We start from the raw sequence: 25352 nt of genomic DNA, 5'->3' as shown, positions 1-25352 counted from the left end.
CTGCAGCCGTCGGCGCTGCGCGCGCCGAGCCGCGCCGGTGGACTTGTCCAGGGGGTAGGTCGTCGCGCGCCGACGCCCTAAGGTCGGGCCATGGCGAGCGAGCGCATCACCCTGACCGTGCCCGGCCCCGAGGGCGATCGCGAGGTGGGGCTGTCGAGTCCCAACCGCGTGCTGTGGCCCGAGCTCGGCATCACGAAGCACGAGTACGCCGAGTACGCGATCGCCGTCGCCGAGCCGTTCCTGCGCGCGAACGGTCATCGGCCCGTCTCGCTCGAACGCTTCCCCGACACGGTCGACGGGGAGCGGTTCTTCTCGAAGAACCCGCCGAAGGGGGCGCCCGACTACGTCGACCAGGTCGTCTGCACATACAACAGCGGGCGACGGCATCCGCAGGTCGTGCTCAACGAAGCCGCCGCGGTCGTCTGGGCCGTGCAGATGAACACCGTCGTGTTCCACCCGTGGGCGTCGCTCGCCGCCGACACGGACGACCCTGTCGAGCTGCGGGTCGACCTCGACCCGCAGCCGGGCACGGACTTCGAGGATGCTGCGGCTGTCGCCCCCGCGCTGCGCGAGGTTCTCGCCGAGGCCGGGCTGACGGCGTTCCTCAAGACCAGCGGCAACCGCGGGCTCCATGTGTTCTGCCCCATCGAGCCGGAGCACGAGTTCCTCGACGTCCGGCATGCGGTCATTGCCGCCGCCCGTGAGCTGGAGCGTCGGATGCCCGACCGTGTGACGACGAACTGGTGGAAGGAGGAACGGGGCGAGCGGGTCTTCGTCGACTTCAACCAGGCCAATCGCGATCGCACGATGGCCGGCGCCTACAGTGCGCGCGCTCTGCCGACGGCGACGGTCGCCACCCCGATCACCTGGGACGAGCTGGAGGCCGGCGTCGAGCCGACGGCCTTCACGGTGCGTACGGTGCCGCAGCGGCTCGCTGACATCGGCGACCCCTGGGCCGAGCTGCAGGCCGCGCCCGGCCGTATCGACACGCTGCTGGAATGGTGGCGGCGCGACCTCGACGCCGGGCTGGGCGAGCTGCCATTCCCGCCGGAGTTCCCCAAGATGCCCGGGGAACCGCCGCGCGTGCAGCCGAGCCGTGCTCGAGTTCCCGAGGCCGACTAGCCGATCAGCCGACCAGCCGACCCGCCGGCCCCATCGCCGGTCACGGGGCGGAGGGGCGCTGCCATTCGCGCTCGGTGACCACACGGGCGACGGTCAGGCCGACGGCCAGCGCGACGACGACGAACACCGCGGTGACTCCGTACTGCACCGCGCTGAGGGTGTCTGACTCGATCGTGCCGACGATGGCGCGGTAGGCGGATGCTCCCGGCACCATGATCAGCACGGCGGGAACGGTCAGCGTGATGCGCGGCGCCCGGACGAAGCGTGAGACGGCGAAGGCCCCGAAGCCGACGGCGACGCCGGCGGCCGCGGCCGCGACCGGCTGCATGGTGCCGTGATCGATCATGAGCAGACGGCCCACATTGGCGACCGTGCCGATCGCCGCCGCCGCCAGCGCGATGCGCCACGGAGTCGAGAACAGCAGGGCGAAGCCCATCACACCGATGAACCCCGCGACGAGGCGTCCGAGCGAAAGCAGCGGCTCGGTCAGTTCCGGCGCGGCGACGGCGACGGCGCTCGTCTGGAACACCGCGGCCACGGCCCACACGGCGCATCCCGTCGACAGCAGGACCAGGCATGCGTACACGACGCGGTTCACTCCGGCGTTGAGGTCGAGTCGGGCCAGGTCGAGCGCACCCGTGACGAGGGGGAAACCGGGGACGAGGTACAGCACGGCGCTGGTCAGAGCCGCGCCGTACTGGGGCGATGGCGCGCCGAGCAGCTCGATCAGGTGCGAGACGCCGAGGAAGGCGAGGAGCGCGGCCGAAGCCGACAGGAATACGAGGAGGAACTCGTTGACCTGCAGTCGCGCGCCGCGGATGCGGACGTACTGGCCGAGCGCGACGGCCAGTGCCACGCTCAGGCACTCCGCCCAGCCGCCGTTGTTCAGGAAGGCGAATGCCGTGCAGGCGGCCGCGGCGGCGAGCACCCGCACCGCGGTCGGGTAGCGCGGCGGCATCCGTTCGATCCGGTCGAGCTCACGCTGCAGCTCGTCGGCAGTCACGCCCGCAGCGACGCGATGAGACAGGTGCATGACCTCGGCGATCCGTTCGGAGTTGACCACCGGATGCCGCACCTCGGCCACGCGCGTGCGGAAGAGCTGTCCACGCTGGGCGGTGATGACGATGTCGGTCATGCCGACGCGGGACTCCAGACGCTCGAGGCCGAGACCGCGGGCGGTGCGGTCCATCGTGTCGCGCACCCGCGCCGACGACGCCCCCGCCCCGAGCATGAGCGTGCCGAGGCGCAGCACCGCGTCGGTCCGGGCGATGAACCTCAGGGGCTCGAGGTGCAGTTCGGCGGTGCCGTCGGGGACGTCGTCGCGCTGGTCATCCCGCATGGTTCGATCCTCCCACCCGGGACGTGCGCCCGGGTGGGAGGATCTGCCGGACCAATCCGCTCGGGCTGCCGTCAGCGCCGCGCCGGGCGCCGGTGGCGCGAGAGCAGCACGGTGCCGCCGGCCGCGGCCAGCACGACGCCGCCGATCATCATGCCGACCGGTGCTCCCTCACCGCCGGTCCGCGCGATCCGCTCGGCGACGGGGCGCGCCGCGACGCCGGTGCCGGCAGGGGAGCCGTCGGTCCCGCTCCCGGTTCCGCTCCCTGCTCCGGGATCGGCGGGCACGGCAGTACCGGGTGCCTCACCGGGCGTCTCACCGCCGCCTGCGGCAGCCTCGACGAGATAGACGCCATCGGCTCGGTACTCCAGCGCAGCGTCGAAGCCTGCATCGGCGGCGAAGACCTCGACCGCGTCGAAGCGGGTGTCGGCGGCATGATCGCCGTACGAGATCAGGCGTACCGGAGCGGCCGGGACGCCCCCGGGCAGGTCGACGCGCAGGGTTCCCCCGAGCGTGGCGGTGCCGGCGATCGTGAGCGCCGGTGCATCGTCGTCGACCGACAGCTCGAGCGTGGCGGCATCAGCCTGGGTGTAGTCGCCGCCGACCGCGAGCCCCGAGGTCGCCTCGATCAGCGAACCGCCGGCGATCGTCAGATCTCCCGCGCCGAGGGCCGCGGGCGCGGCGGCCCGAATGATGCCGTCGTCGACGACGGTGCCGCCGGTGTAGGTGTTCTCTCCCGACAGGACGAGCGTGCCCGAGCCGTCCTTGGTCAGCGAGCCCGCACCGTCGATGTCGTTGCGCCACTCGTCCGTCGCCGCGAAGCCGCCGGCAGCGGCATCCATCGTCACCGTCACATCGGTGTCGAAGGCTCCGTATCCGTTCGACGCCTCGAAGAGGTTCAGCCGGCCCCAGCCCTCCGGGTCGTCGAGCACCGCATGGCCCGAGTCGATCGCGGTCGAGTGGAGCACCCAGCGGCGCTGTTCGGCGTCGAGGTAGGGCAGCCGGTGCTCGAGCAGCACCTCGGCGCCTGCCGGCACCCGTGCGGCCTGGCCGGTGGCGCCCGTCGCCGGGAGCCCGTACGTCATGCGCTCGCGATACTCCTGCGCGAGGAGGTCGTAATCGTCGTCGGCGGGTGCGCTGCCGGATGCGGTGGTGGGGAGCGTCGCAAGCAGCTCCTGTGCCTGGCCCGACGCAGCGGCGCGCAGCTCGGCATGGTCGGGATCGTTCAGGCTCGCGGCGGCGAGGGCGGTCGCGAGCACACGACCGCCGATCACGTCGAGCGACGAGTGCATCCCGGCGACGATGCGGCTGTCGCCGATCTCCGCGGCGTTCGCGATGAGGAGGTCCTGGTACTGCGGTGCCGCGTCGGCGAGGGCGAACGAGGCGAGGTAGGCGGCGTTGGTGTGACCGCTCGGGAAGCCGCCGTCGCTCGCCGCCTCGCTGTCGGGCTTTCGCACCGGCATCAGCGCCGGAACGACGATCGAATCGTCCACCCAGCGGAAGGGGCGCTTGTAGCTGAAGAAGTTCTTCGACGGGTTCGACGAGGCGGAGGGGCCGCGCACCGTGTCGACGAGAGCGACGACCGAACCGAGGTCGGAGTCCGGGTCCGCCCAGCGGCCCGAGGCATTGCCGGCGTCGTCGTAGCGCACCGTCGTGGCATCGGCGGGAATCGTGTCGGGGATCGTGGTGCCGGCGTTCATCGCTGCGCGGAAGGCCGACGCGGCCGGGCCGAGGCCGTCGATGGCGCTGTAGCTCTGGTGGCGGCGATCGAAGACCCACGCGGCGGTCTCATCCGACGCGGTGCGCGACCGCGCGACCTCAACGTTGCGCGCGATGTTGGCGTCGAGCACGGGGGCCCCGGCATCCGTCGCCTGTCCCGTATCCCACGTCGCGCCCGGCTGCCAGAGGTCGAGCATGCCCGCGAGCACCCCGATCGCCGGGTTCGTCTCGGGCGTGGTGTTCGCGGAGCTGTTCGCGGTGTAGACGTCGACGAACGTGCCGTACGGAGCGGCGTGCGGCGCGATCGTGCTCTCGTCGAGCAGGCCGCGATCAGCCGCGTTGGCGGGCGCCGCTGAGCCGAGAGCGAGGGCCGTGATGGCGAACGCCGCCACGGACGCGGAGATGGCCGTCCGGTGCCGGCACGGACCGGGAGCAGGGGAAGTGAGATGCATGCAGCGTCCTTCGAATGCGGGGGGAGAAGCGCGCCCCAGCCCGGGTGGGCGGGGTTGCGGGCGACTCTCGCACGCTAGGAAGCGGTGCGCAACGATCGGTGGCCGAGGCGTGAACGGCGGGTGTCGCACCCGCGTCCGCCGTCAGTCCAGGACGTCGGCCAGATCGTAGGCTGCGACCGTCTCGAGCTGGTCGAAGGTGCACGAACGGACGTCCCGATCGTTGCGCCACCGCTCGAACTGGACGGTGTGTCGAAACCGCTGCCCCTCGAGCTGGTCGTAGCGCACCTCGAGCACCAGCTCGGGTCGCAGCCGTACGAACGACACGTCCTTCGACGCCGTGAACCGCGACCGGTCGGACTCGCCGGTGACGGCGGCCCCCGCGGCATCCCGCTCCACGAGCGGCGCGAGCTCGTCGATCAGTTCGCGCCGTCGCTTGTCGCTCCAGGCCGAGACGCCGCCGACCCCGTGCAGCTCGCCGTCGTCGCCGTAGAGGCCGACGAGCAGCGACCCGACACCGGTGCCGGACTTGTGGATGCGGTATCCGATCGCGACGACGTCTGCCGTGCGGGCGTGCTTGATCTTGAGCATCGTCCGCTTGCCGGGCGCGTAGGGCTGATCGTTGGGCTTGGCGACGACTCCGTCGAGGCCCGCACCCTCGAACTCCGCCAGCCAGCGTCGGGCGGTGTCGACGTCGTCGGTCGTCCGCGTGACGTGGATCGGATCGGGCACGGCTCGCAGCAGTTCGACGAGCTCGCTGCGGCGCTGCGAGAACGGCTCGGCCTGCAGGCCGCGGTCGCCGCGGGCGAGAAGGTCGAACGCGATGAACATCGCCGGCGTCTGCTCGCTGAGCAGGGCGACGCGGGACGCTGCCGGGTGGATGCGCTGAGACAGCGCCTCCCACTGCAGCCGGCGGCCGCTCGCCGTGTCGGTGGCCACGACGATCTCGCCGTCGAGCAGACACGGCTCGGGAAGCAGGCGCGAGAAGGCGTCGACGAGCTCGGGGAAGTAGCGGGTGAGGGGTTTGGACCCGCGACTGCCGATCTCGACGTTCTCGCCGTCCCACGAGACGATCGCGCGGAACCCGTCCCACTTCGGCTCGAACGACAGCCCCGCGGCGTATCGGCTCGGATCCGGGATCGCGGCCACGGCCTTCGCCAGCATCGGTGCGGGGATGTCGTACGTCATCGGGTCGCCTCAGGCCTGCAGCTGCTCGCGGGGCTTCGGCCGGGCCCAGCGGGCCGGCAGGTCCGGTCCGTCCCACACCTGCACGATGCCCCACACGACGGCGGTGATCGGCACGGCGAGCAGCGTTCCCAGGATGCCTCCGATCGCGGTGCCGGCGGTCAGGGCGACGAGCACGACGAACGAGTGCAGCTTCATCGTGCGGCCCATGAGCACGGGCTGCAGGAAGTTGCCCTCGAGCTGGTTGACGAGCACCACCGCCCCGACGACGAGCACCGCGTTGAGCGGACCGTTCGCGACGAGCGCGACGAGGGCGGCCAGGATGCCGGCAAGCGTCGCACCCACGATCGGGATGAAGGCCAGGAGGAAGACGAGGACCGCGAGGGGGAGGGCCAGCGGCACCTGGAGCACGAGCAGGGCGATGAAGATGCCGGCTGCATCGACGAAAGCGACGGCGGCGGTGCCGCGGATGTACGAGCCGAGCACGACGACCGTCTTGTCGCCGATGCGACGAGCGCGCTGCTCGTTCGAGCCGCGGAACGGGCGCAGGAGGAACGCCCACATGCGGGGTCCGTCCTTGAGGAAGAAGAAGAGGATGACCACGAGCAGCACCGCACCCGTGATGAAGGTCGCCACGGCACTCACGCCCGCGATGGCGCCGGAGCCGAACTGGGCGCTCGTGACGAAGTCGCCGAGGGCACCCAGCCATTCGTCGATCTGCTTCTGGTCGATCGAGAAGGGGAGCGTCTGCGCCCACGCGATGAGCTGCTGGAAGCCCTCCTCGGCCTGCGAATACAGGTCGTCCCACTGGTCGCGGACGGCCCAGACGATCAGCCACGACAGACCGGTCAGCAGGACCACGATCGTGAGCAGGGTGATGATCGTCGCGAGCAGCGACGGCACGCCGTGGCGCCGCATCCAGCTCATGGCGGGAGCGAACGCGCACGCGAAGATGAGCGCGAGGATCAGCGGGATCGCGACGACGGACACCTGCCGCAGGACGTAGACGATGCCGATGGCGAGGATCACCAGGACGATGATCTGCACCCCGCGGATAGCGAGCCGGCCGAATCCGTCGGCCCACAGCCCCGTGGGCGGCCGTTCGGCATCGCGATCGATGGCATCCGCCAGCACGGTCTCGGGCCGTGGGCTCCGTCGGAACAGACTCATGACGACGACGGTAGCGGACGGCGACGACGATGACCCGGGGTTGCGTTCGTGGCACACGTGCGACAGTGCCGGGCTGCCGCGGTCACCTCCGCGGCTGCTCCCGTTCACCGTCGCGTCGCCGGGAGGTCTCCGCGCGGCCACCCCCGCCGACGACCGTGGAGGTGCCGCCCGCAACGCGGCGGCTTTCGCACCCCCCCCAGATACGAAAGAGGATCTCCATGCACCGGAGAGCGCACACGCGCGCCTGCACCCTGACCGCGGCGAGCGTCGTCGCCGGTCTCGTTCTCGCGTCGGCCCCGGCCGTCGTCGCGAGCGCATCCGATGCCGACGCGGCATCCGTTCCGAAGAACGTCATCCTGATGATCTCGGATGGCGCGGGCTACAACCAGTTCGACGCCGCGAGTCTGTACGAGCATGGCACGAGCGCGCATCAGGTCACCGTCGATCCCGGGACCGGCGCGATCGCGCACGGGGCGGCAACGCCGGGTCAGGTCTACGAGACCTGGCCCGTCCAGGTCGCCCAGTCGCACTACTCGGCATCGGGCCGGGCGGAGTACGTCACCGAGAAGGCATGGGGAGACTTCGGCTGGGTCGCTTCTGGCGCCACCGACTCCGCCGCAGCGGGCACGGCGCTCGGAACCGGTGTGAAGACGAACAACGGGACCCTCGGCTTCGAGCCCGGCGGCGATCGCCTGCTCAGCGTGGGCGAGCAGGCGCAGGAGGTGGGCAAGAAGGTCGGGCTCGTCACCTCCGTGCCCTTCAACCACGCCACTCCCGCGGGCTTCATCGCCCACAACGCCGACCGCAACGACTACCAGGGCCTCGCGACCGAGATGATCGACAGCGGCGTGGACGTCCTCATGGGTGGCGGTCACCCGATGTACACCGACGCCCACGAGCCTCGTCCGGCCGATTGGACATGGATCGCGCAGACCGACTACGAGCGCCTCTCGACCGGAGCGACGCCCTTCAGCTTCATCGACGACAAGGCCGACTTCGAAGCTCTCGCCGCCGGAACCGCCACTCCCGACAAGGTGTTCGGTCTCGCGCAGGTCGCCGAGACCCTGCAGTACAACCGCCCCGGACTGGCGAACGACGCCGCGCTGCCGTACACCGATCCGGCTAACGACGTGCCCGACCTCGACACCCTCGCCCGCGGGGCGCTGAACGTTCTCGACACGGGTGACGAGGGCTTCTTCCTCATGGTCGAGGGCGGCGCGGTCGACTGGGCCGGCCATGCGAACCAGACCACCCGCCTCATCGAGGAGCAGATCGCCTTCAACGACGCCGTCGAGGCCGTCGAGTCGTGGGTCGAGGAGAACAGCAGCTGGGACGAGACGCTCGTCGTCGTCACCGCCGACCATGAGACCGGCTATCTCGCCGGTGCAGGGTCCGGGCCGGAGACCGGGTGGACGCCGATGACGGGAACGGCGGGGCAGCTCCCCGACCTGACGTGGCACTCGGGCGGACACACGAACGCGCTCGTCCCGCTCTTCGCCAAGGGTGCCGGGGCTGAAGCGCTCGAAGCGCGGGCCGACCAGTGGGATGTCGTCCGCGGCGCCTATCTCGACAACACCGCGATCGGCGAGACCATCTTCGACTTCCTCGGGCACGGGGAACGGAGCTCGGCCGATGCCGTCGCACTCGAGGCCGCGATCTCGCGCCAGCCGGCGGACGGTGCGCTCAGCCTGAGCGTCGCCGGACACGGCGAGCGCGTCGCGTTCGGCGGCTCCGGGGCGAAGCTGGATGCGACGATGCCGCTCGTGACGGTCGCCGACACGCGCAACGAGGTCCGCGCCCAGGGACGCGGCTGGACACTCGCGGGATCGGCGACGGACTTCGTGGCCGGCAATCGCACGCTGGCGGCGGAGAACCTCGCGTGGGCGCCGCGCATCGTCCGATCCGAGTCGGGCGCCGCCGCGGGCGGCCGGGCGACGCTCGACTCGCCTGCGACGCTCGCCGCCGCCGACCGGACGTCGCGTGTGGGAACGACGGTGGTCGGCGCCGATCTGGATCTGACGGTTCCCGCGCACGCTGCCGGCGGCCGTTACGGCAGCGAGATCACGCTCACCCTGTTCGCACAGGACTGACCGGTCCACGCGACATCGATGCATCGGCGGGGGCGGGCTTCGGCCCGTCCCCGCCCCCAGCTCACCGGAGACCTCATGCCCCGCGTCCTCCTCATCCGTGCCGTGCTGCTGGCAGCAGGCGTGCTCGCCGCGCTCACGGCATCCGCATCGCTCACCGTCGTCCCGGCATCGGCCGCGGCGCCGGAGCCGCCCACGATCGAGTGGGGGGTCGTCCCCGCCGACGCCGCCGGCCCCGACGGCAGGGTGTCACTGCGCCACACGATCGACCCGGGCGGCGCGATCACCGATGCCATCGCGGTCACCAATCACTCGATAGAGCCCGCGGTGTTCACCGTCGCCGCCGGCGACGGTGTCGTGGGCGCCGACGGCGCGTACGACGTCCGTGCCGACGATCCGGCAGCCGGCGGAGCCTGGATCGACGTCGGTGGGGTCGACGGCGACGGCCTCGCGCTCGCCGCGGGCGAGACCCGGGTGCTCCCCGTCACGATCACGGTGCCGGCGGATGCGACGCCGGGGGATCACCCGGCCGGGATCGTCGTGGGCCTCAGTGCCGCGGAGTCGGGGGTCACGGTGACGCACCGTGTCGGCGTGCGCGTGCATCTGCAGGTCGCCGGCGAGATCGCTCCGATGCTCAGCGTCGACGCTGCCGCGGCGAGCTTCACGCCCTCGTGGATCCCCTTCGCTCCCGGCACCCTGACGGTCGAGTACCGCGTGACCAACACCGGCAACGTCCGGTTCGGGGCGAGCGTCGCCGCCGATGCTTCGGGCCCGCTGGGGCTCATGCCCGGGGGCGGGACCGCCGCGGCGTTCGAGGTGCTGCCCGGCGGCACGGCGACGCAGCGCATCGAGCTGCCGCTCGCGCCGCTGTTCTTCGCCGCCGGCGAGATCACCGTCACCCCGGTGTCGCTCGGCGACGATCGCGTGCCGCTGCCCGAAGCGGCATCCGCGGGGTTCTCGACGCCGGCCGTGGCGTGGTCGTCGATCGCCGTCGTCGCGCTGGGGGCGGGGATCATCGCGCTCGTGGTGAGTATCTTCGCGCGCCGACGCGCGCGGCGGGTCAGGTGAACGCGCCGACTCCGGTGATGTCGCGGCCCAGCAGGAGCGCCTGGACGCTCTCCGTGCCCTCGTAGGTGTGGATCGCCTCGATGTCGGCCATGTGCTGCATGACCCCGTTCTCGAGCAGGATGCCGTTGCCTCCGAGGAGGTCGCGCGCGGTCTGCGCGATCCGTCGCGCGGCCCGGGTGTTGTGGTATTTCGCCAGCGACGCCTGGGTCGGCCGCAGGCCGCCGGTCGTTTCGAGGTCGGCGAGCCGGCGGCAGTAGAGCTGCATCGCGGTGAGCTCGTCGAGCATCTGCGTGAGGCGTTCCTGCACCATCTGCGAGCGGGCGAGCGGCCGACCGAACTGGATGCGCTCGCCGGCATAGGTGACCGCCGCCTCGTAGCAGGCGGTCGCGTGTCCCAGCGCAGACCACGCGACGCCCGAACGGGTGGCGTAGAGGACCGTCGAGGCATCCCGGAACGATCGCGTGCCCGCGAGGACGGCGTCGGCCGGAAGCCGCACGTCGCGCAGCGCGACATGCGCCTGGTGGATGCCGCGCAGCGACGCCTTGCCCGCGATGACGGTGCCGGTGTAACCGGGGCGGTCCTGCTCGACGAGGAAGCAGCGCACGGAACCGTGCAGCTCATCGCCCTCGTCGTCGACGCGTGCCCAGACGAACGTGATGCCGCCCGACGCCCCATTGCCGATCCACTTCTTGGCTCCGCGGAGCACCCACTCGTCGCCCTCGCGGCGGGCGACGGTCTCGAGCGAGACCGAATCCGAGCCGTGGTCCGGCTCGGTGAGCGCGAAACTACCCAGAACCTCGCCCCCGGCGAGCGGCCGCAACCAGCGCTTCTGCTGGTCAGGAGACCCGAACAGGGCCAGGGTGCGCAGCGCGAGCCCGCCTTGGACGGCCTGCGCCGTGCCGAGCGAGCCGTCGCCGCGCGAGATCTCCATATTCACCAGGCCGGCGCCCAGCGGGGTGATGCGCGTGAGACCCGGGTGGTCGATCCCGTCGACGAAGAGGTCGAGCTCGCCCATGCGGCGGACGAGGTCGAGCGGGTAGGTCGCGGTGTCCCAGGCGCGCTGCATCCGGTCGCCGACCTCGTCGACGAACGTGCGGGCGCGGTCCCACGCGGCGCGGTCGGCGTCGTCGACGTCGGCGAAGACGCCGTAGTAGTCGGTGTCGCGGCGGCCCGTCAGGGCGTACGAGGCGACGCGCTCGCCGGGGAGTGCGTCGAGGTCACGGTCGGCTTCATCGCTCATGGCATCCAGTATCACCCCGAACGACACTGAGTGTCACGCCGGCACCCGGGGTCGGTCAGGAGAGCTCGGACCGGATGCGGCGGGTGACCTCCGCGAGCGGCATCCGGCGAGGGAAGACGGCGACGACGACGTCCTCGTCGGCCGGAGGCTCGCCGTCCGGATGCACCCCGAACCGACGCAGCAGATCATCGAGCGCGGCGTGGACCGTGAGCCGGGTGACCGTGTCATCGCCGCGGAGCAAGCGGCGCAGGACGTGATTGTGGACGGCGGTCACGGCCGCGCTGAAGCCGACGAGCTCGGCGGCATCGAGCTCGGGCAGACGCGCACGCAGATGATCGCCGAACAGCCGTTCGTAGCGGAAGACCATGACGATCTCGCGGTCGCGCAGCGCCGGGACGCCGCGCACCACGCGGTATCGCCGCCGGGCGAGCTCGACGTCGGCGGCGAAGTGGTCGAAAGCTGCGAGCGCGGCATCGCACACCGCGCGCCACGGGGTCTCGTCCGTCGTCTCGAGCAGCTCGCGCAGCGCCGCGATAGCGACGTCGTGGTCGGCGAAGACCACATCGTCCTTGCCGCCGTATTGCCGGAAGAACGTCGATCGCGACAGACCGCCCGCCCGAGCGATGTCGTCGACCGAGGTGCGTTCATATCCCTGCTCGTCGAACAGGGCGACGGCCGCGGCCACGAGGGGGTCGCCGGGGGTGCGGGAGGCCTCGGTCATGGGCACCGAGCCTAGTGTCAAGTCGCTTGTCGCCGTCCGGTGCGCGGCGTTGACTGCGGGCATGACGCCGCTGTGGAAGACCGATGTGTCCGCGCCCACCGGAACGCCGTTCGAACCGGGGCAGCGTCACGATGTCGTCATCGTCGGGGCAGGGCTGACCGGGCTCGCGACCGCGCTCGAGCTCGTCCGCAGCGGCATGGATGTCGCGATCGTCGAGCGCGGCGGCATCGGCGAACTCGCGTCGGGCTCGAACACCGGCAAGATCTCGCTGCTGCAGGGCACGACGCTGTCGTCGTTGCGCCGGCATCACCCGGCATCCCTCGTCCGTGCCTACGCCGACGCGAACCGCGACGGCTTCGAGTGGGTCGCCCGTGCTGCCGACGAGCTCGGTGTCTCGACGACCGTCCGCACCGCGTACACCTACGCTCACGGTGCCGACGGCGTGGCGTCGGTGACGGAGGAGTACCGCGCGGCCCGTGAAGCGGGCCTCGCCGTGCGTCTCGCCGGTCCCGAGGAGCTCGCGGCCGGTCCCGTCCGCATGGTCAGCGCCGTCGCCCTGGACGATCAGCGCGCGATCGACCCGATGAGCCTGTTGACGGCACTGGCGACCGCGTTCGTCGCCGCCGGCGGCCGGCTGCATCTGAACACGGCGGTGCGGCGCGTGCGGGTCGTGCCGCGGCCCCGGGTCGACACCGAGGCCGGCACGCTGTTCGCCGCGAAGATCGTGCTGGCCACGGGGGCGCCCCTCACCGATCGCGGACTGTACTTCGCGAAGGTGAGCGGGATGCGGTCGGCGTGCGTCTCGTTCGACCTCGAGGGCGAGGTACCCGACGGCATGTACCTCTCGGCCGACAGCCCGACCCGGTCGGTGCGCACCGTGACGGCCGCCGACGGCGCGGGCGGCGGAACGGATGCGGCGCCGCAGCTGATCGTCGGCGGCGCCGGTCACCCGGTCGGCCGAGTCGAGAGCGAGCTGGCGATGCTCGAGGAGCTCGTCACGTGGGCGCGGGAGACGTTCCCCGTGGGGACGGAGACCCACCGCTGGTCGGCGCAGGACTACACCTCGCACAACCTCGTGCCGTTCATCGGGGTGATGCCCCGCTCGCTCGGGCGCGTGCGGTTCGCGACCGGCTACGCCAAGTGGGGGTTGACCAACGCACCCGCTGCCGCATTGCGCATCGCCAGCGAGCTGCGCGGCGAGAAGATGCGCGAGCGCCCGACATGGATGACGGTCATCGGCACGCGCCTCACGGTTCCTGCCGACCTCGCTCGCGGCGCGACGGAGAACGCGAAGGTCGGGGCCGCTGCTGCGCGCGGCTGGGTCGGCGCGGCGACGCGATCCACGCCGGTCGCGCAGCCGGCAGAGGGCCAGGGCACCGTAGCGCAGCATCATGCCCGGCCTGTGGGCGTCTCGACGGTCGACGGTCAGACGCGGGCGGTCAGCGCGATCTGCCCGCACCTCGGCGGCGTGCTCGAGTGGAACGACCTCGAGTGCACGTGGGACTGCCCTCTGCACGCATCTCGGTTCACCCCCGACGGCGAGCGCATCGAGGGCCCCGCCTCGACGGGCCTGCGGCGGCTGGGCTGAGAGGCTCAGTCGCGAGCGAGAAGCTCTTCGCGCACCTGGCGCCGGAGCACCTTGCCGATGAGCGACCGGGGCAGATCGTCGACGGCGATGATCCGGCGCGGCACCTTGTACGCCGCCAGCCGCGTGCGGCAGAAGTCGCGCAGACCCTCGACATCGAGCGTGGCGCCGTCGCGCAGCACGACCGCGGCGACGACCTCCTCGCCGCCCGATGAGCGCGGGGCGGCGACGACGGCCGCGGCCTCGACATCCGGGTGGGCGTGCAGGGTGTCTTCCACCTCGCTGGGCGAGACGTTGAACCCGCCCGTGATGATGAGCTCCTTGAGGCGGTCGACGATCGAGACGAAGCCGTCGGGCGACACGACGGCGATGTCGCCGGTGCGCAGCCAGCCGCCGGGCAGAAGCGCATCGGCGGTCTCGGCGGGGCGTCGCCAGTAGCCCGAGAACACCTGTGGTCCGCGCAGGAGAAGCTCGCCCTCTTCGCCCGGCTCACGGTCGACCGACGGGTCGTCGGGGTCGACGATGCGGATGTCCGTGCTCGGGAACGGGACACCCACGGTGCCGGGACGGCGCGAGGGGCCCATCGGATTGCCGAGCGCGACGGGGGAGGACTCGGTCATCCCGTATCCCTCGACGAGCAGGCCCCCGGTGGTGTCCTCCCAGCGGCGGACCGTGGCGACCGGCAGGCTCATCGCCCCCGAGATCGCGAACCGTACGCGCGAGAGGTCGATCGCGCCGCGGGATGCCGCACGCGCGAGCTGGTCGTAGATCGGCGGCACAGCGGGGAGGAACGTCGGCGGGCTCTTCTTCGCGGCATCCGCCATGAGGCCCACGTCGAACTTCGGGAACAGCACGAGCTTCGCCCCGATGCTCATCGCGAACGTCAGGCAGAGCGTCATGCCGTAGGCGTGGAAGAGCGGCAGAACGCCGTAGAACGTCTCGTTGCCCTCGACGAGTCCTGGCACCCACGCGCGACCCTGCATCGCGTTCGCCCGGAGGTTGCGGTGCGACAGCACGGCGCCCTTGGGGATGCCCGTGGTGCCGCTGGTGTACTGCAGCAGCGCGGTGTCGTCGAGGCTCGGCCCCGCCACACGCCTCGACACCGCGCGGCGGTGGAGGAGCCGCGACCAGGGCAGCGCGTCCTTCGTGCGCGGCTTCGCCGTCAGCTGCGCCCGCGACTCCCGTGCCTTCGCGACGGGCAGCCGCAGGAGCATCCGCTTGCCGCGGGGGAGAGCCTCCGTGACATCGACGCTGATGATGCGCTCGACGCGCAGATCGGTCGGGAAGTCGGCGATGGTGTCGACGGTCTTGTCCCACACGATCGCGAACCGCGCGCCGTGGTCCTCGAACTGGTGCCGCAGCTCGCGCGCCGTGTAGAGCGGGTTGTGCTCGACCACGATCGCGCCCAGGCGGAGCGCTGCGTAGAACGCGATGACATGCTGCGGGCAGTTCGGCAGCACGATCGCCACCCGATCTCCGGCGGTCACGCCGAGCCGGCGCAGCCCCTCGGCGGCCCGGTCGACGCTTGCCCCGAGCTCGCGATAGGTCATCGAGGCGCCGAAGAACTCCAGCGCGGTCCGGTTGCCGTGCCGTGCGACGGTCGCGGCCAGCATCTCCGGCAGGGTCTGCGTGACCTCGTCGATCTCGGCGGGGACGCCGTCGGCGTAGGCCGACAGCCACGGGCGGGACTCCAGGGCGGTCATGTCACCATCCTGCATTCCAGGGCATGCCGGCCGCTGAATACGGCCTGGGGGTTGCGGGAGTGTCAGGTGGCGACGTAGAGCACGCCGGTGATGAAGAGGGTGATGATCGTGGTCCACATCACGATCGCGGCTCCCTGCCACAGGAGGACGATGCGCGGGGGCACCCCGGTGGCGGTCAGGGCGGCGGCGGTGAACTGCGTGGGCAGCAGGAGCGGGCCGAGCAGGCTCACCCCCGGGGTGCCGTAGCGGTGGTACGCCTTCTGGAACTTCTCGCTGCGGGCCGACTTCGGTTTCTCGGGTGCGCCGCCCCGCGTGGTGACGGCGGTGCGCACGCGCGCGGCGACGAGTACGACGACGGCGACGCAGACGAAGTTGCCGATCGCGCCGGAGAGCGCGGCGACGACGGGGTGGATGCCGCCGATGATGCCGATGCCGGCGGCGCCCTCGCCCTCGATGAACGGCACCGCTCCCGCGAGGGCGACGATGACGGGCTGGAGGATGTCGGGCATTCGGGCCACGAGGTCCTGGAAGCCGAGGATGAGGTCTGCAAGGGGATTGGTCATGGATCCATCCCAGCCGCGCCCGATCGCAGGCGGGAGTGTCGGGGCGTCACCCGCGACCGGGAGGTTCGGCGGCCTCGGCCATGACAAACGTCATGGTCGTACTCTGGCCTCGTGAAAGACCGCGACCCTCGACCGGCATCCGCGCCGCGCAGCACGACGCTGGCCCGCGAGGTCGTGGCCACCTCGTGGTACATCGCGGCATCCATCGTCTTCTTCATGATCTCGGCGCTCGGCATCTGGAGCCTATGGGCGCTGCTGGTCCGCACCCGCCTGGAGGATCCGGCGGTGATCGTCGGGTATGCGGCCGGCTCGGTCGCCGTCCTGGTCTCGACCGTCGTGCTGCTGTCGCGCTACCGCACCGACGGCGACGTGGGTGAGGCCGACCGGCCGCCCCGGCTGCGGCGGTTTTTGTCGTGGCCCGTCCTGGTGGGGGTGGCCGGATCGCTGCTCGTCGGCGTGACGACGATGACGGTGCTGTTCGCCGCCGCCGTCCTGGCCACGATCCTGTGCCTGGTGCGTTGGGGGCCCGGCATCCGGTGGCGCGGCGTGATCCTCGTCGAGGCCGCGCTGGTCGCGCTCTGGTTCGCGGAGCGGGCACGCATCGAAGCCGCGCTCGAGGGCACGGGATCATTCGCCTTCGCCCTTCTCGTCTTCGCCGTCGCCCTCCCGGCCTCCATCGCGCTGTCGCTGTGGTCGTGGGACGTCGTGCTCGAGCTCGACCGCGCCCGCGCGACCGAGTCGCGTCTGGCGGCGACGCAGGAGCGTCTGCGCCTGGCGGGCGAGTTGCACGACCTGCAAGGACACCACCTGCAGGTGATCGCACTGCAGCTCGAGCTCGCCGAGCGGATGCTGGAGCGCGATCCGGATGCCGCGGGCGAGCAGATCCGTCTGGCGCGGGCATCCGTCGATGCGGCGCGGACCGGAACGCGCGAGCTCGCCGGGCGCTTCCGCGGTGTGCCGCTCCCCGACGAACTGGCCAACGCCGCCGATCTGCTGCGGGCCGCGGGGCTCGCGGTGCGGCTCGACGTCGCGGCCGATGCCGTTCTCGCCCCCGCCGACACCCTCGGTCCCGTCATCCGGGAATGCACGACGAACGTCCTCAAGCACGGCGGCGGTCGCTGGGCGGAGCTGAGGCTCGACCGCGACGGTGCGTACTGGCGTGTCGCCTTCGCCAACGATCCGGGTGCCGGGTCGGCTCTCGGTTCCGGCTCGGGCCTCGACGGCATCTCGCACCGGGTCGGGGTCGCCGGCGGCGACCTGCGCACCCGTCGCGACGACGATCGGTTCGAGGTCGTCGTCTCGATCCCCGCGGCTTCAGCTGCCGGGGCGGGGCGCCGGGAGCCGGCCGAGGAGGGGCTGCCGCAATGATCCGGGTGCTCATCGCCGACGACGAGGACATGATCCGCTCCGCCCTCGCCGCGCTGCTGCGCCTGGAGGACGATCTCGAGGTCATCGCGGAGTGCCGCGACGGCGAGAGCGCGGTCGAGCGTGCGCTCGAGCTCCGGCCCGACGTCTGCCTGCTCGACCTCGAGATGCCCGGCATCGACGGGGTCGAGGCGGCGGCCCGCATCCGCCGGCACGTCCCAGCTCGCTGCGTCGTGGTGACCCGGCACGCACGGCCCGGCGTCCTCCGGCGCGCCTTGAGCGCAGGAGTCGACGGATTCGTGCCGAAATCGCGTCGCGCCGACGATGTCGCCGCCGTCATCCGCGAGGTCGCCGCCGGGCGCCGGTACGTCGATCCCGAAGTCGCCGCCGACGCCCTCAGCGACGAGCGGAGCCCCCTGACCGACCGCGAACTCGACGTGCTGCGAGCGGGTGCGCGCGGCGAGACCATCGCCGAGATCGCGGCGACACTTCACCTGTCGGCGGGCACGGTCCGCAACCACGTCTCGTCCGTGCTCGGCAAGCTGCATCTCGCGACCCGTCAGCAGGCGGCGATCATGGCGCGCGAGCGCGGCTGGATCTGACTCGGCCCCCTTCGTTCGGCGGGGATCGGGCAGGGGCCGTCAGGCGCGGGTAGTAGGCTTTCCGATCGGGCGATATCTCGACATCGAGATTCTTCACGCCCATCACCCACCGTCGCCCAGCGAAGGATTGCAGTGGACCTTTACGAGTACCAGGCCCGAGACCTGTTCGAGAAGTACGAGGTGCCGGTGCTCGCCGGCATCATCGCCGACACCCCTGAGGAGGCGAAGGCGGCGGCCGAGAAGATCGGCGGCGTCGTGGTCGTCAAGGCTCAGGTCAAGACCGGAGGTCGCGGCAAGGCCGGCGGCGTCAAGGTCGCCAAGACCCCCGACGAGGCGTACGCCGCGGCCGAGGCCATCCTGGGCCTCGACATCAAGGGCCACGTGGTCCAGCGCGTCATGATCGCGCAGGGCGCCGACATCGCCGAGGAGTTCTACTTCTCGGTGCTGCTCGACCGCGCCAACCGCTCGTACCTGAGCCTGTGCTCGGTCGAGGGCGGCATGGAGATCGAGGAGCTCGCTGTCGAGCGTCCCGAGGCGCTCGCGCGCATCGAGGTCGACCCGCTGCAGGGCATCGACAAGGCCAAGGCCGTCGAGATCGCCCGCGCCGCGAACTTCCCCGACGACCTCGTCGAGAAGGTCTCGGACGTGTTCGTCAAGCTGTACGACGTCTACAAGGGCGAGGGCGCGACCCTCGTCGAGGTGAACCCGCTGGTGCGCACCGGCGCCGGTGACATCGTCGCCCTCGACGGCAAGGTCTCGCTCGACGAGAACGCCAGCGAGGTGCGTCACCCCGAGCACGAGGCGCTCGAGGACAAGGGCGCCGCGGACCCGCTCGAGGCCAAGGCCAAGGAGTCGGGCCTGAACTACGTCAAGCTCGACGGTCAGGTCGGCGTCATCGGCAACGGTGCGGGCCTGGTCATGTCGACCCTCGACGTCGTCGCCTACGCCGGCGAGAAGCACGGCGGCGTCAAGCCCGCCAACTTCCTCGACATCGGCGGCGGCGCCAACGCCCAGGTCATGGCCTCGGGGCTCGACGTCATCCTCGGCGACGAGCAGGTCAAGAGCGTCTTCGTCAACGTCTTCGGCGGCATCACCTCGTGCGTCGCCGTCGCCGAGGGCATCGTCAAGGCCCTCGAGATCCTGGGTGACTCGGCGACCAAGCCGCTCGTCGTGCGTCTCGACGGCAACCAGGTCGACGAGGGCCGTGCGATCCTCGCCGACGCGAACCACCCGCTCGTGACCCTCGCCGCCGGTATGGACGAGGGCGCCGACAAGGCCGCCGAGCTGGCGAACGCCTGAGCTCCGGACGCGAAAAGGACCAACGACATGTCTATCTACCTCAACAAGGACTCCAAGGTCATCGTCCAGGGCATCACGGGCGGTGAGGGCACCAAGCACACCGCTCTGATGCTCAAGGCGGGCACCAACATCGTCGGCGGCGTCAACGCCCGTAAGGCCGGCACCACCGTCTCGCACACCGACGCCGACGGCAACGCCGTCGAGCTGCCGGTGTTCGGCTCGGTCGCCGAGGCGATCGAGAAGACCGGCGCCGACGTCTCGGTCGCGTTCGTGCCCCCCGCGTTCACGAAGGACGCCATGGTCGAGGCCATCGACGCGGAGATCCCCCTGCTCGTCGTCATCACCGAGGGCGTGCCCGTCGGCGAGTCGGCCGAGGCCTGGGCCTACGCCAAGTCGAAGGGCAACAAGACCCGGATCATCGGGCCGAACTGCCCCGGCATCATCACCCCCGGCGAAGCTCTCGCGGGCATCACTCCCGCGAACATCACGGGCAAGGGCCCGATCGGTCTCGTGTCGAAGTCGGGCACCCTGACGTACCAGATGATGTTCGAGTTGCGCGATCTCGGCTTCTCGACCGCCATCGGCATCGGCGGCGACCCGATCATCGGCACGACGCACATCGACGCCCTCGCAGCGTTCGAGGCAGACCCCGACACGAAGGCCATCGTCATGATCGGCGAGATCGGCGGCGACGCCGAAGAGCGCGCGGCCGAGTACATCAAGGCCCACGTGACGAAGCCGGTCGTCGGCTACGTCGCGGGCTTCACCGCGCCCGAGGGCAAGACGATGGGCCACGCCGGCGCCATCGTCTCGGGCTCGGCGGGAACCGCGCAGGCGAAGAAGGAGGCCCTCGAGGCCGCCGGTGTCAAGGTCGGCAAGACGCCGTCCGAGACCGCCGCGCTCATGCGGGAGATCATCGAGAAGCTCTGACGCTTCCGGATACGACGAAGGGGCGGATGCTGCGGCATCCGCCCCTTCGCTGTTCTCCAGAAGCGCGTCTGGCGGCGATCAGACCCCGAGGAGCGCCTCGAGGGGGCCGCGGGCGAAGAAGATCACGAAGCCGCCGGCGACGACCCACAGCAGCGGGCTGATCTGCTTGACGCGGCCCGAGAGCGCGTTGACCAGCACCCACGAGATGAAGCCCGCGCCGATGCCGTTGGCGATCGAGTAGGTCAGCGGCATCACCGTGGCGGTGAGGAACACCGGCAGCAGGACGCGGAAGTCGCTCAGGTCGATGTGCGCGATCTGCGACAGCATCATGGCTCCGACGATGACCAGTGCCGCGGCGGCGACCTCGGTGGGGACGATCGAGGTCAGCGGCGTGAAGAACATCGCGAGCAGGAAGACGAGGCCCGTCACGACGTTGGCGAGTCCCGTTCGTGCGCCCTCGCCGATGCCCGATCCCGACTCGACGAAGACCGTGGCCGACGACGAGCTCGTCGCGCCACCCGCGATCGCGCCGACGCCCTCGACGATCAGCGCCGACTTGATGCGGGGGAAGTCGCCCTTCGCGTCGGCGAGGTTCGCCTCCTTGGCCAGGCCCGTCATCGTGCCCATCGCGTCGAAGAAGTTCGAGAACACGAGCGTGAAGACGAGCATGACGAGGGTCACGATGCTGACCTTGCCGAGGTCGAAGCCGAAGTCGACCGCGCCGATGAGGCTCAGGTCCGGGACGCTGACCGGCGAGCCCGATAGTGCCGGGACGGTCAGCCCCCATCCGCCGGCGTTCTCGGTGGCCGGCCCGAGGTGCCAGATGGCCTCGACGACGATCGACAGGACGGTGCCCGTCACGATGCCGATCAGCATGCCGCCCTTGACCTTTCGGGCGACGAGGATGCCGGTGAGCAGAAGGGTGATGACGAACATCAGGGTCGGTACCGACGCGACGGATCCGCCGACGCCGAGCCCGACCGGGGGAGAGGCCTGGCCGGTCGAGGTCACGAAGCCGGAGTTGACGAACCCGATGAACGCGATGAACAGACCGATAGCCACCGTGATCGCGAGCTTGAGCTGTACGGGGACCGCATCGAAGATGAGCTTGCGCAGACCCGTGGCCGCCAACAGCACGATGATGACGCCGTTGATCATCACAAGCGCCATCGCCTCGGCCCAGGTGACCTCGCCCACCACGCCGAAGGCGACGAACGCGTTGATGCCCAGCCCGGCGGCGAAGGCGAACGGCAGCCGCGTGATGAGCCCGAACAGGATCGTCATGACGCCCGCGGTCAGCGCCGTCGCGGCGCTCACCGCGGCGAAGTCGAGGGTCGTTCCCGCCACATCGGGTTTGCCCGACAGGATGATCGGGTTCAGGATCACGATGTAGGCCATCGTGACGAATGTCACGAGGCCGCCACGGACCTCCGTGCCGATCGTCGAGCCGCGCCGGCTGATGTCGAAGAAGCGGTCGATGGCCCCCTGGGGCGCGCGCGATTGCGTAGTGTTCACAAGATCCTCCGAGAAGACGCTAGCGCGCCCGCGCGCGTCCGCCCGACACGCACAGACTCGCTGGGTAGGGTCGATCAGGCATGAATCGCCTCCTCGTCGCCCTCCTCTCCGCCTTCGACGCCCTCGTCGCGGTGGCCGTCGGCGTTGCCGCGGCCCTCGCGCCGCTGACCGTGCTCTGGGCGGTCGGCTTCGGCGGGGGAGCCGACTGGTCGTCGCTCTGGCCCGCGTCGGTGCGGCTGTGGCAGTTCGGAAACCTGGTGCCGCTGCAGGTCTCGCTGCCGCAGGAGTACACCGTGGCAGCCGGCATCGCCCCCGACGCGCTCACCTTCTCGCTCTCGCTGCCGCCCCTCGCGGTCGCGCTGCTGATCGCGCTGTTCGCCGCGCGGTCGGGGGCGCGCGCAGCCGGTGCCGGAGCCGGGTTCACCGGGGTGCTCGCCGGGACGGCGACCGTCGCCGTCGCCTCAGCCCTCGTGGCCGCCACGGCCTCGACCCCCTATGCCGTCGTCGAGACCTGGCAGGCCGTTCTGCTGCCCACCCTCGTGTTCGCCGTCCCCGCCCTCCTCGGCTCGGTCGCCCGTGCGTGGCGCGACGGTGACGACGGGCCCGTCGACTCGCTGTTCGTGAGGCTCGACCGGAGCGGCTACGCAACGGCCGTCTCGGCCGGCGCCCGCGGTCTCGCGATCGCCGTGGTCGGCTTCGCGGGTGTCGGTGCGCTGCTCGTCGGCGTCGCCGTGCTCGTCCGCGGGGGCGAGATCGTGTCGCTCTTCCAAGCAGCCAACGTCGATGCGATCGGTGCGACCGCCGTCACCATCGGGCAGGCCGCGTACCTGCCGACCTTCTTCGTGTGGGGTGGAGCTTTCGCCGCCGGGCCCGGGTTCTCGCTCGGTGCCGGCTCGACGGTCGCAGCATCCGGCACGCAGTTGGGCGTCGTTCCCGGCATCCCCGTGCTCGGGGCGATCCCGCCGGCGACGCCCCCCGTGCTGCTGCTCGTCGCGCTGCTCCTGGTCGCGCTCGGGTTCATCGCCGGCAGCGCAGCACGTCGCCGGATGCCCGCGCCGGCATCCGCGCTCGTCGCCGATCCCGTCCTTCCCCGCCTCGCCGCCGCGGCGATCGTGGCTGTCGGGGGCGGGCTCGCGGTCGCCGTCCTCTCGCTCCTGGCGTCGGGCGCCTTCGGCCCCGGCCGACTCGACCAGATCGGCCCGTCCGCGGGCGCCGTCGGTCTCGCCTTCGCGGTCGAGATCGGCATCGGCGCGACGATCGCCTTGCTCGGCCCGCGCACCGCCCGCCACGCGGACGCGGCCGCCGAACGCTCCACCGCGGGGGATGACGATCAGGCGCGGCTCGCCGGAACGGCGCGGGTAGAGTAAGACGGTGCTGACGGTCGCGGTCCTCATCTCCGGTGGCGGGTCGAATCTGCGGGCCCTCCTCGATGCCGCGGCCGAGCCCGGATTCCCGGCCCGCGTCGTGGTCGTCGGCGCCGATCGCCCCGCCGACGGTCTCGCCCACGCCGACGCCTTCAACATCCCCACCTTCGCGGTTCCGTTCCGGGAGTACGCGACGCGCGAGGAGTGGGGCGACGAGCTCCTGCGCCAGCTCGAGGCCTGGGCTCCCGATCTCATCGTGCTCAGCGGTCTCATGCGGCTGCTGCCCGCCGCCGTCGTCGACGCGTGGGCACCCCGCATCATCAACACCCACCCGGCATACCTGCCCGAGTTCCCGGGAGCGCACGGCGTGCGAGACGCGCTGGCCGCGGGCACCGACCGGACGGGGGCGAGCGTCATCGTCGTCGATGCCGGCGTCGACACCGGGCCGATCCTGGCGCAGGAGCGGGTTCCCGTTCTGCCCGGTGACGACGAGACGACCCTGCACGAGCGCATCAAGCCCGTCGAACGCCGCCTGCTGATCGACGTCGTGCGGCGCATCGCGACCGGCGACATCGACCTCGCCGCGCCCGCTTCCCCGAACCCGACCGCTCCGACCGCCTGACGCACCGCAGGCCCCACACCGCACCCGAGGAGAACCGCCATGGCCGGACCGAGCCACGACCCCGCCCTCTACCGCGCACGCGACCTCGTCGCCGTCCGCCGCGCGCTCATCTCGGTGAGCGACAAGACCGATCTCCTGCCCCTCGCGCAGGCGCTCGCCGACGCCGGCGTCGAGATCGTCTCGACCGGAGGGTCGGCCGCGCTCCTGCGCGACGCGGGCCTGACGGTGACGGATGTCGCCGAGGTCACCGGATTCCCGGAGTCGCTCGACGGTCGTGTGAAGACCCTGCACCCGAGCGTCCACGCGGGACTCCTCGCCGATCTGCGGCTCGAGAGCCACGAAGCCCAGCTCGGGGAGCTCGGCATCTCGGCGTTCGACCTGGTGGTCGTGAACCTGTACCCCTTCGTCGAGACCGTCGCGTCGGGCGCCGCGCCCGACGACGTCGTGGAGCAGATCGACATCGGCGGCCCGGCGATGGTGCGCGCGTCGGCGAAGAACTTCGCCAACGTCGCGATCGTCGTCTCGCCCTCGTCGTACCCGGCCATCATCGAGTCCGTCTCCGCCGGCGGCACGAGCCTCGCGCAGCGCCGCGACCTCGCCGCCCGTGCGTTCGCGCACACGGCCGAGTACGACCGTGCCGTGGCGACGTGGTTCGCCGAGTCGACGCTCGAGGGCGACGAGCTGCCGCAGCACCTGACGATTCGCGCCGAGCGGCTGGCCACGCTCCGCTACGGCGAGAACTCCCACCAGCGCGCCGCCATCTACACCCGCGCGGGCGGCCACGGCATCGCCCAGGCCGAGCAGCTGCAGGGCAAGGAGATGTCGTACAACAACTACGTCGACGCCGATGCGGCCCTCCGCGCCGCGTTCGACATGGTCAAGCCCGCCGTCGCGATCATCAAGCACGCGAACCCGTGCGGCATCGCCGTCACCGCGCCGCAGGCGCTGGATCCCATCGCCTCCGCACACCTGCGGGCCCACGAGTGCGACCCCGTCTCGGCCTTCGGCGGCGTGATCGCCGCCAACCGCACGGTCACGCTGAAGATGGCCGAGAACCTGCGCGACATCTTCACCGAGGTGATCGTCGCCCCCGACTTCGAGCCCGAGGCACTCGAGGTGTTCAAGCTGAAGAAGAACCTGCGGGTGCTCCGTCTTCCGGCCGACTGGCGCCAGGAGCGCATGGACGTCCGCCTCGTCTCCGGCGGACTGCTGTTGCAGGACGCCGACCGCTTCCCCGACGACATCGAGTCGGTCGCGAAGGACTGGCAGCTGGTCTCCGGCGAGCGCCCCGACCCCTCCGAGCTCGAGGGCATGATCTTCGCGTGGAAGGCGTGCCGCGCCGTCAAGTCGAACGCGATCGTGCTCGCACAGGGCTCCGCGACGGTCGGGATCGGCATGGGCCAGGTCAACCGCGTGGACTCGTGCCGACTCGCCGTCGAGCGCGCGGGCGAGCGCGCGGCCGGCTCGGTTGCGGCATCCGATGCCTTCTTCCCCTTCGCCGACGGTCCGCAGGTTCTCATCGACGCCGGGATCAAGACGATCATCCAGCCCGGCGGGTCGGTGCGCGACCAGGAGGTCGTCGACGCGGCCCAGGCTGCCGGCGTGACGATGTTCTTCACGGGTGAGCGCCACTTCTTCCACTGACGTTCCGGCCTCTCCGCCGGCGTCGTGCGGGCCCGTCGAGTCAATAGTCGATCGCCGGGCCCG

The 25352-nt window shown here is 71.3% G+C and carries 20 protein-coding genes; 11 read left to right on the top strand and 9 right to left on the bottom strand.

Going from position 1 to position 25352, the window contains the following annotated elements; translation table 11 throughout:
- Positions 1–90: 90 nt before the first annotated feature.
- Entirely contained in the window at positions 91–1122 is a 1032-nt protein-coding gene (gene ligD / locus ACU6RU_RS11725; RefSeq protein WP_446726607.1) for a non-homologous end-joining DNA ligase, read from the top strand.
- Positions 1123–1162: 40 nt separating this feature from the next.
- Here the strand turns inward: ligD and ACU6RU_RS11720 are convergent, their stop codons facing one another.
- The 4 genes from ACU6RU_RS11720 to ACU6RU_RS11705 form a co-directional block, all read right to left on the bottom strand.
- Positions 1163–2461: a threonine/serine ThrE exporter family protein gene (locus ACU6RU_RS11720; RefSeq protein ID WP_120264575.1), complete on the bottom strand. Its 1299-nt coding sequence runs from the start codon at positions 2459–2461 to the stop codon at positions 1163–1165.
- A gap of 71 nt (positions 2462–2532) precedes the next feature.
- Positions 2533–4629: a phosphatase PAP2 family protein gene (locus ACU6RU_RS11715; RefSeq protein ID WP_446726606.1), complete on the bottom strand. Its 2097-nt coding sequence runs from the start codon at positions 4627–4629 to the stop codon at positions 2533–2535.
- A gap of 141 nt (positions 4630–4770) precedes the next feature.
- On the bottom strand, positions 4771–5814 hold the full coding sequence (locus ACU6RU_RS11710) for an ATP-dependent DNA ligase (protein WP_446726605.1): 1044 nt from the start codon (positions 5812–5814) through the stop codon (positions 4771–4773).
- 9 nt (positions 5815–5823) lie between these two features.
- A complete protein-coding gene (locus ACU6RU_RS11705) occupies positions 5824–6981 on the bottom strand; it encodes an AI-2E family transporter (RefSeq protein WP_120265146.1) in 1158 nt (385 codons plus the stop codon).
- Positions 6982–7199: 218 nt separating this feature from the next.
- Between ACU6RU_RS11705 and ACU6RU_RS11700 the strand changes: the two genes are divergently transcribed.
- Together ACU6RU_RS11700 and ACU6RU_RS11695 are read left to right on the top strand one after the other, a co-directional pair.
- Positions 7200–9071, top strand: a complete 1872-nt coding sequence (locus tag ACU6RU_RS11700) for an alkaline phosphatase (protein ID WP_446726604.1) — start codon at positions 7200–7202, stop codon at positions 9069–9071.
- 75 nt (positions 9072–9146) lie between these two features.
- Complete coding sequence (locus tag ACU6RU_RS11695; protein ID WP_446726603.1) at positions 9147–10136, top strand: COG1470 family protein; 990 nt, start codon at positions 9147–9149, stop codon at positions 10134–10136.
- Here ACU6RU_RS11695 and ACU6RU_RS11690 read toward each other — a convergent pair.
- Positions 10129–11376: an acyl-CoA dehydrogenase family protein gene (locus ACU6RU_RS11690; protein ID WP_289330121.1), complete on the bottom strand. Its 1248-nt coding sequence runs from the start codon at positions 11374–11376 to the stop codon at positions 10129–10131. The two genes, ACU6RU_RS11695 and ACU6RU_RS11690, sit on opposite strands and share 8 nt — an antisense overlap.
- Positions 11377–11431: 55 nt before the next feature.
- Positions 11432–12097, bottom strand: a complete 666-nt coding sequence (locus ACU6RU_RS11685; RefSeq protein ID WP_120265147.1) for a TetR/AcrR family transcriptional regulator — start codon at positions 12095–12097, stop codon at positions 11432–11434.
- Positions 12098–12158: 61 nt separating this feature from the next.
- Between ACU6RU_RS11685 and ACU6RU_RS11680 the strand changes: the two genes are divergently transcribed.
- Positions 12159–13685 carry an FAD-dependent oxidoreductase gene (locus ACU6RU_RS11680; RefSeq protein ID WP_446726602.1) on the top strand — a complete coding sequence of 509 codons (1527 nt, stop codon included), beginning with the start codon at positions 12159–12161 and terminating at the stop codon, positions 13683–13685.
- 5 nt (positions 13686–13690) lie between these two features.
- Here ACU6RU_RS11680 and ACU6RU_RS11675 read toward each other — a convergent pair whose 3' ends face one another.
- Positions 13691–15385 carry a long-chain-fatty-acid--CoA ligase gene (locus tag ACU6RU_RS11675; RefSeq protein ID WP_120264582.1) on the bottom strand — a complete coding sequence of 565 codons (1695 nt, stop codon included), beginning with the start codon at positions 15383–15385 and terminating at the stop codon, positions 13691–13693.
- 62 nt (positions 15386–15447) lie between these two features.
- Positions 15448–15948 carry a small multidrug efflux protein gene (locus ACU6RU_RS11670; protein WP_120264583.1) on the bottom strand — a complete coding sequence of 167 codons (501 nt, stop codon included), beginning with the start codon at positions 15946–15948 and terminating at the stop codon, positions 15448–15450.
- 111 nt (positions 15949–16059) lie between these two features.
- Between ACU6RU_RS11670 and ACU6RU_RS11665 the strand changes: the two genes are divergently transcribed.
- The 4 genes from ACU6RU_RS11665 to sucD all read left to right on the top strand — a co-directional run bounded on the left by ACU6RU_RS11665 (position 16060) and on the right by sucD (position 20144).
- Positions 16060–17316, top strand: a complete 1257-nt coding sequence (locus ACU6RU_RS11665) for a histidine kinase (RefSeq protein WP_446726601.1) — start codon at positions 16060–16062, stop codon at positions 17314–17316.
- On the top strand, positions 17313–17915 hold the full coding sequence (locus ACU6RU_RS11660) for a response regulator transcription factor (RefSeq protein ID WP_120264584.1): 603 nt from the start codon (positions 17313–17315) through the stop codon (positions 17913–17915). Before ACU6RU_RS11665 ends, ACU6RU_RS11660 begins: the two co-directional genes overlap by 4 nt.
- Positions 17916–18047: 132 nt before the next feature.
- Entirely contained in the window at positions 18048–19214 is a 1167-nt protein-coding gene (gene sucC, locus ACU6RU_RS11655) for an ADP-forming succinate--CoA ligase subunit beta (RefSeq protein ID WP_120264585.1), read from the top strand.
- 27 nt (positions 19215–19241) lie between these two features.
- On the top strand, positions 19242–20144 hold the full coding sequence (sucD, locus tag ACU6RU_RS11650) for a succinate--CoA ligase subunit alpha (protein ID WP_120264586.1): 903 nt from the start codon (positions 19242–19244) through the stop codon (positions 20142–20144).
- Between the two features lie 78 nt (positions 20145–20222).
- Here sucD and ACU6RU_RS11645 read toward each other — a convergent pair whose 3' ends face one another.
- The gene (locus ACU6RU_RS11645; RefSeq protein WP_289330115.1) at positions 20223–21659 is read right to left on the bottom strand and encodes an NCS2 family permease; all 1437 of its coding nucleotides are present in this window, start codon (positions 21657–21659) and stop codon (positions 20223–20225) included.
- Between the two features lie 80 nt (positions 21660–21739).
- Between ACU6RU_RS11645 and ACU6RU_RS11640 the strand changes: the two genes are divergently transcribed.
- Genes ACU6RU_RS11640 through purH form a run of 3 tightly spaced genes read left to right on the top strand, consistent with a single transcriptional unit; the run spans position 21740 to position 25289 of the window.
- Entirely contained in the window at positions 21740–23026 is a 1287-nt protein-coding gene (locus ACU6RU_RS11640; protein ID WP_446726600.1) for a cell division protein PerM, read from the top strand.
- Between the two features lie 4 nt (positions 23027–23030).
- Positions 23031–23645 carry a phosphoribosylglycinamide formyltransferase gene (gene purN, locus ACU6RU_RS11635; RefSeq protein WP_289330113.1) on the top strand — a complete coding sequence of 205 codons (615 nt, stop codon included), beginning with the start codon at positions 23031–23033 and terminating at the stop codon, positions 23643–23645.
- 39 nt (positions 23646–23684) lie between these two features.
- Positions 23685–25289, top strand: coding sequence for a bifunctional phosphoribosylaminoimidazolecarboxamide formyltransferase/IMP cyclohydrolase (purH, locus tag ACU6RU_RS11630; RefSeq protein ID WP_120264589.1), 1605 nt, complete (start codon positions 23685–23687; stop codon positions 25287–25289).
- Positions 25290–25352: the final 63 nt, after the last annotated feature.

It is taken from the genome of Microbacterium sp. F1-18 (assembly GCF_052921305.1).
Note: the sequence above shows the minus strand (reverse complement) of the source record. Positions and strands in the feature narration are given on the sequence as shown.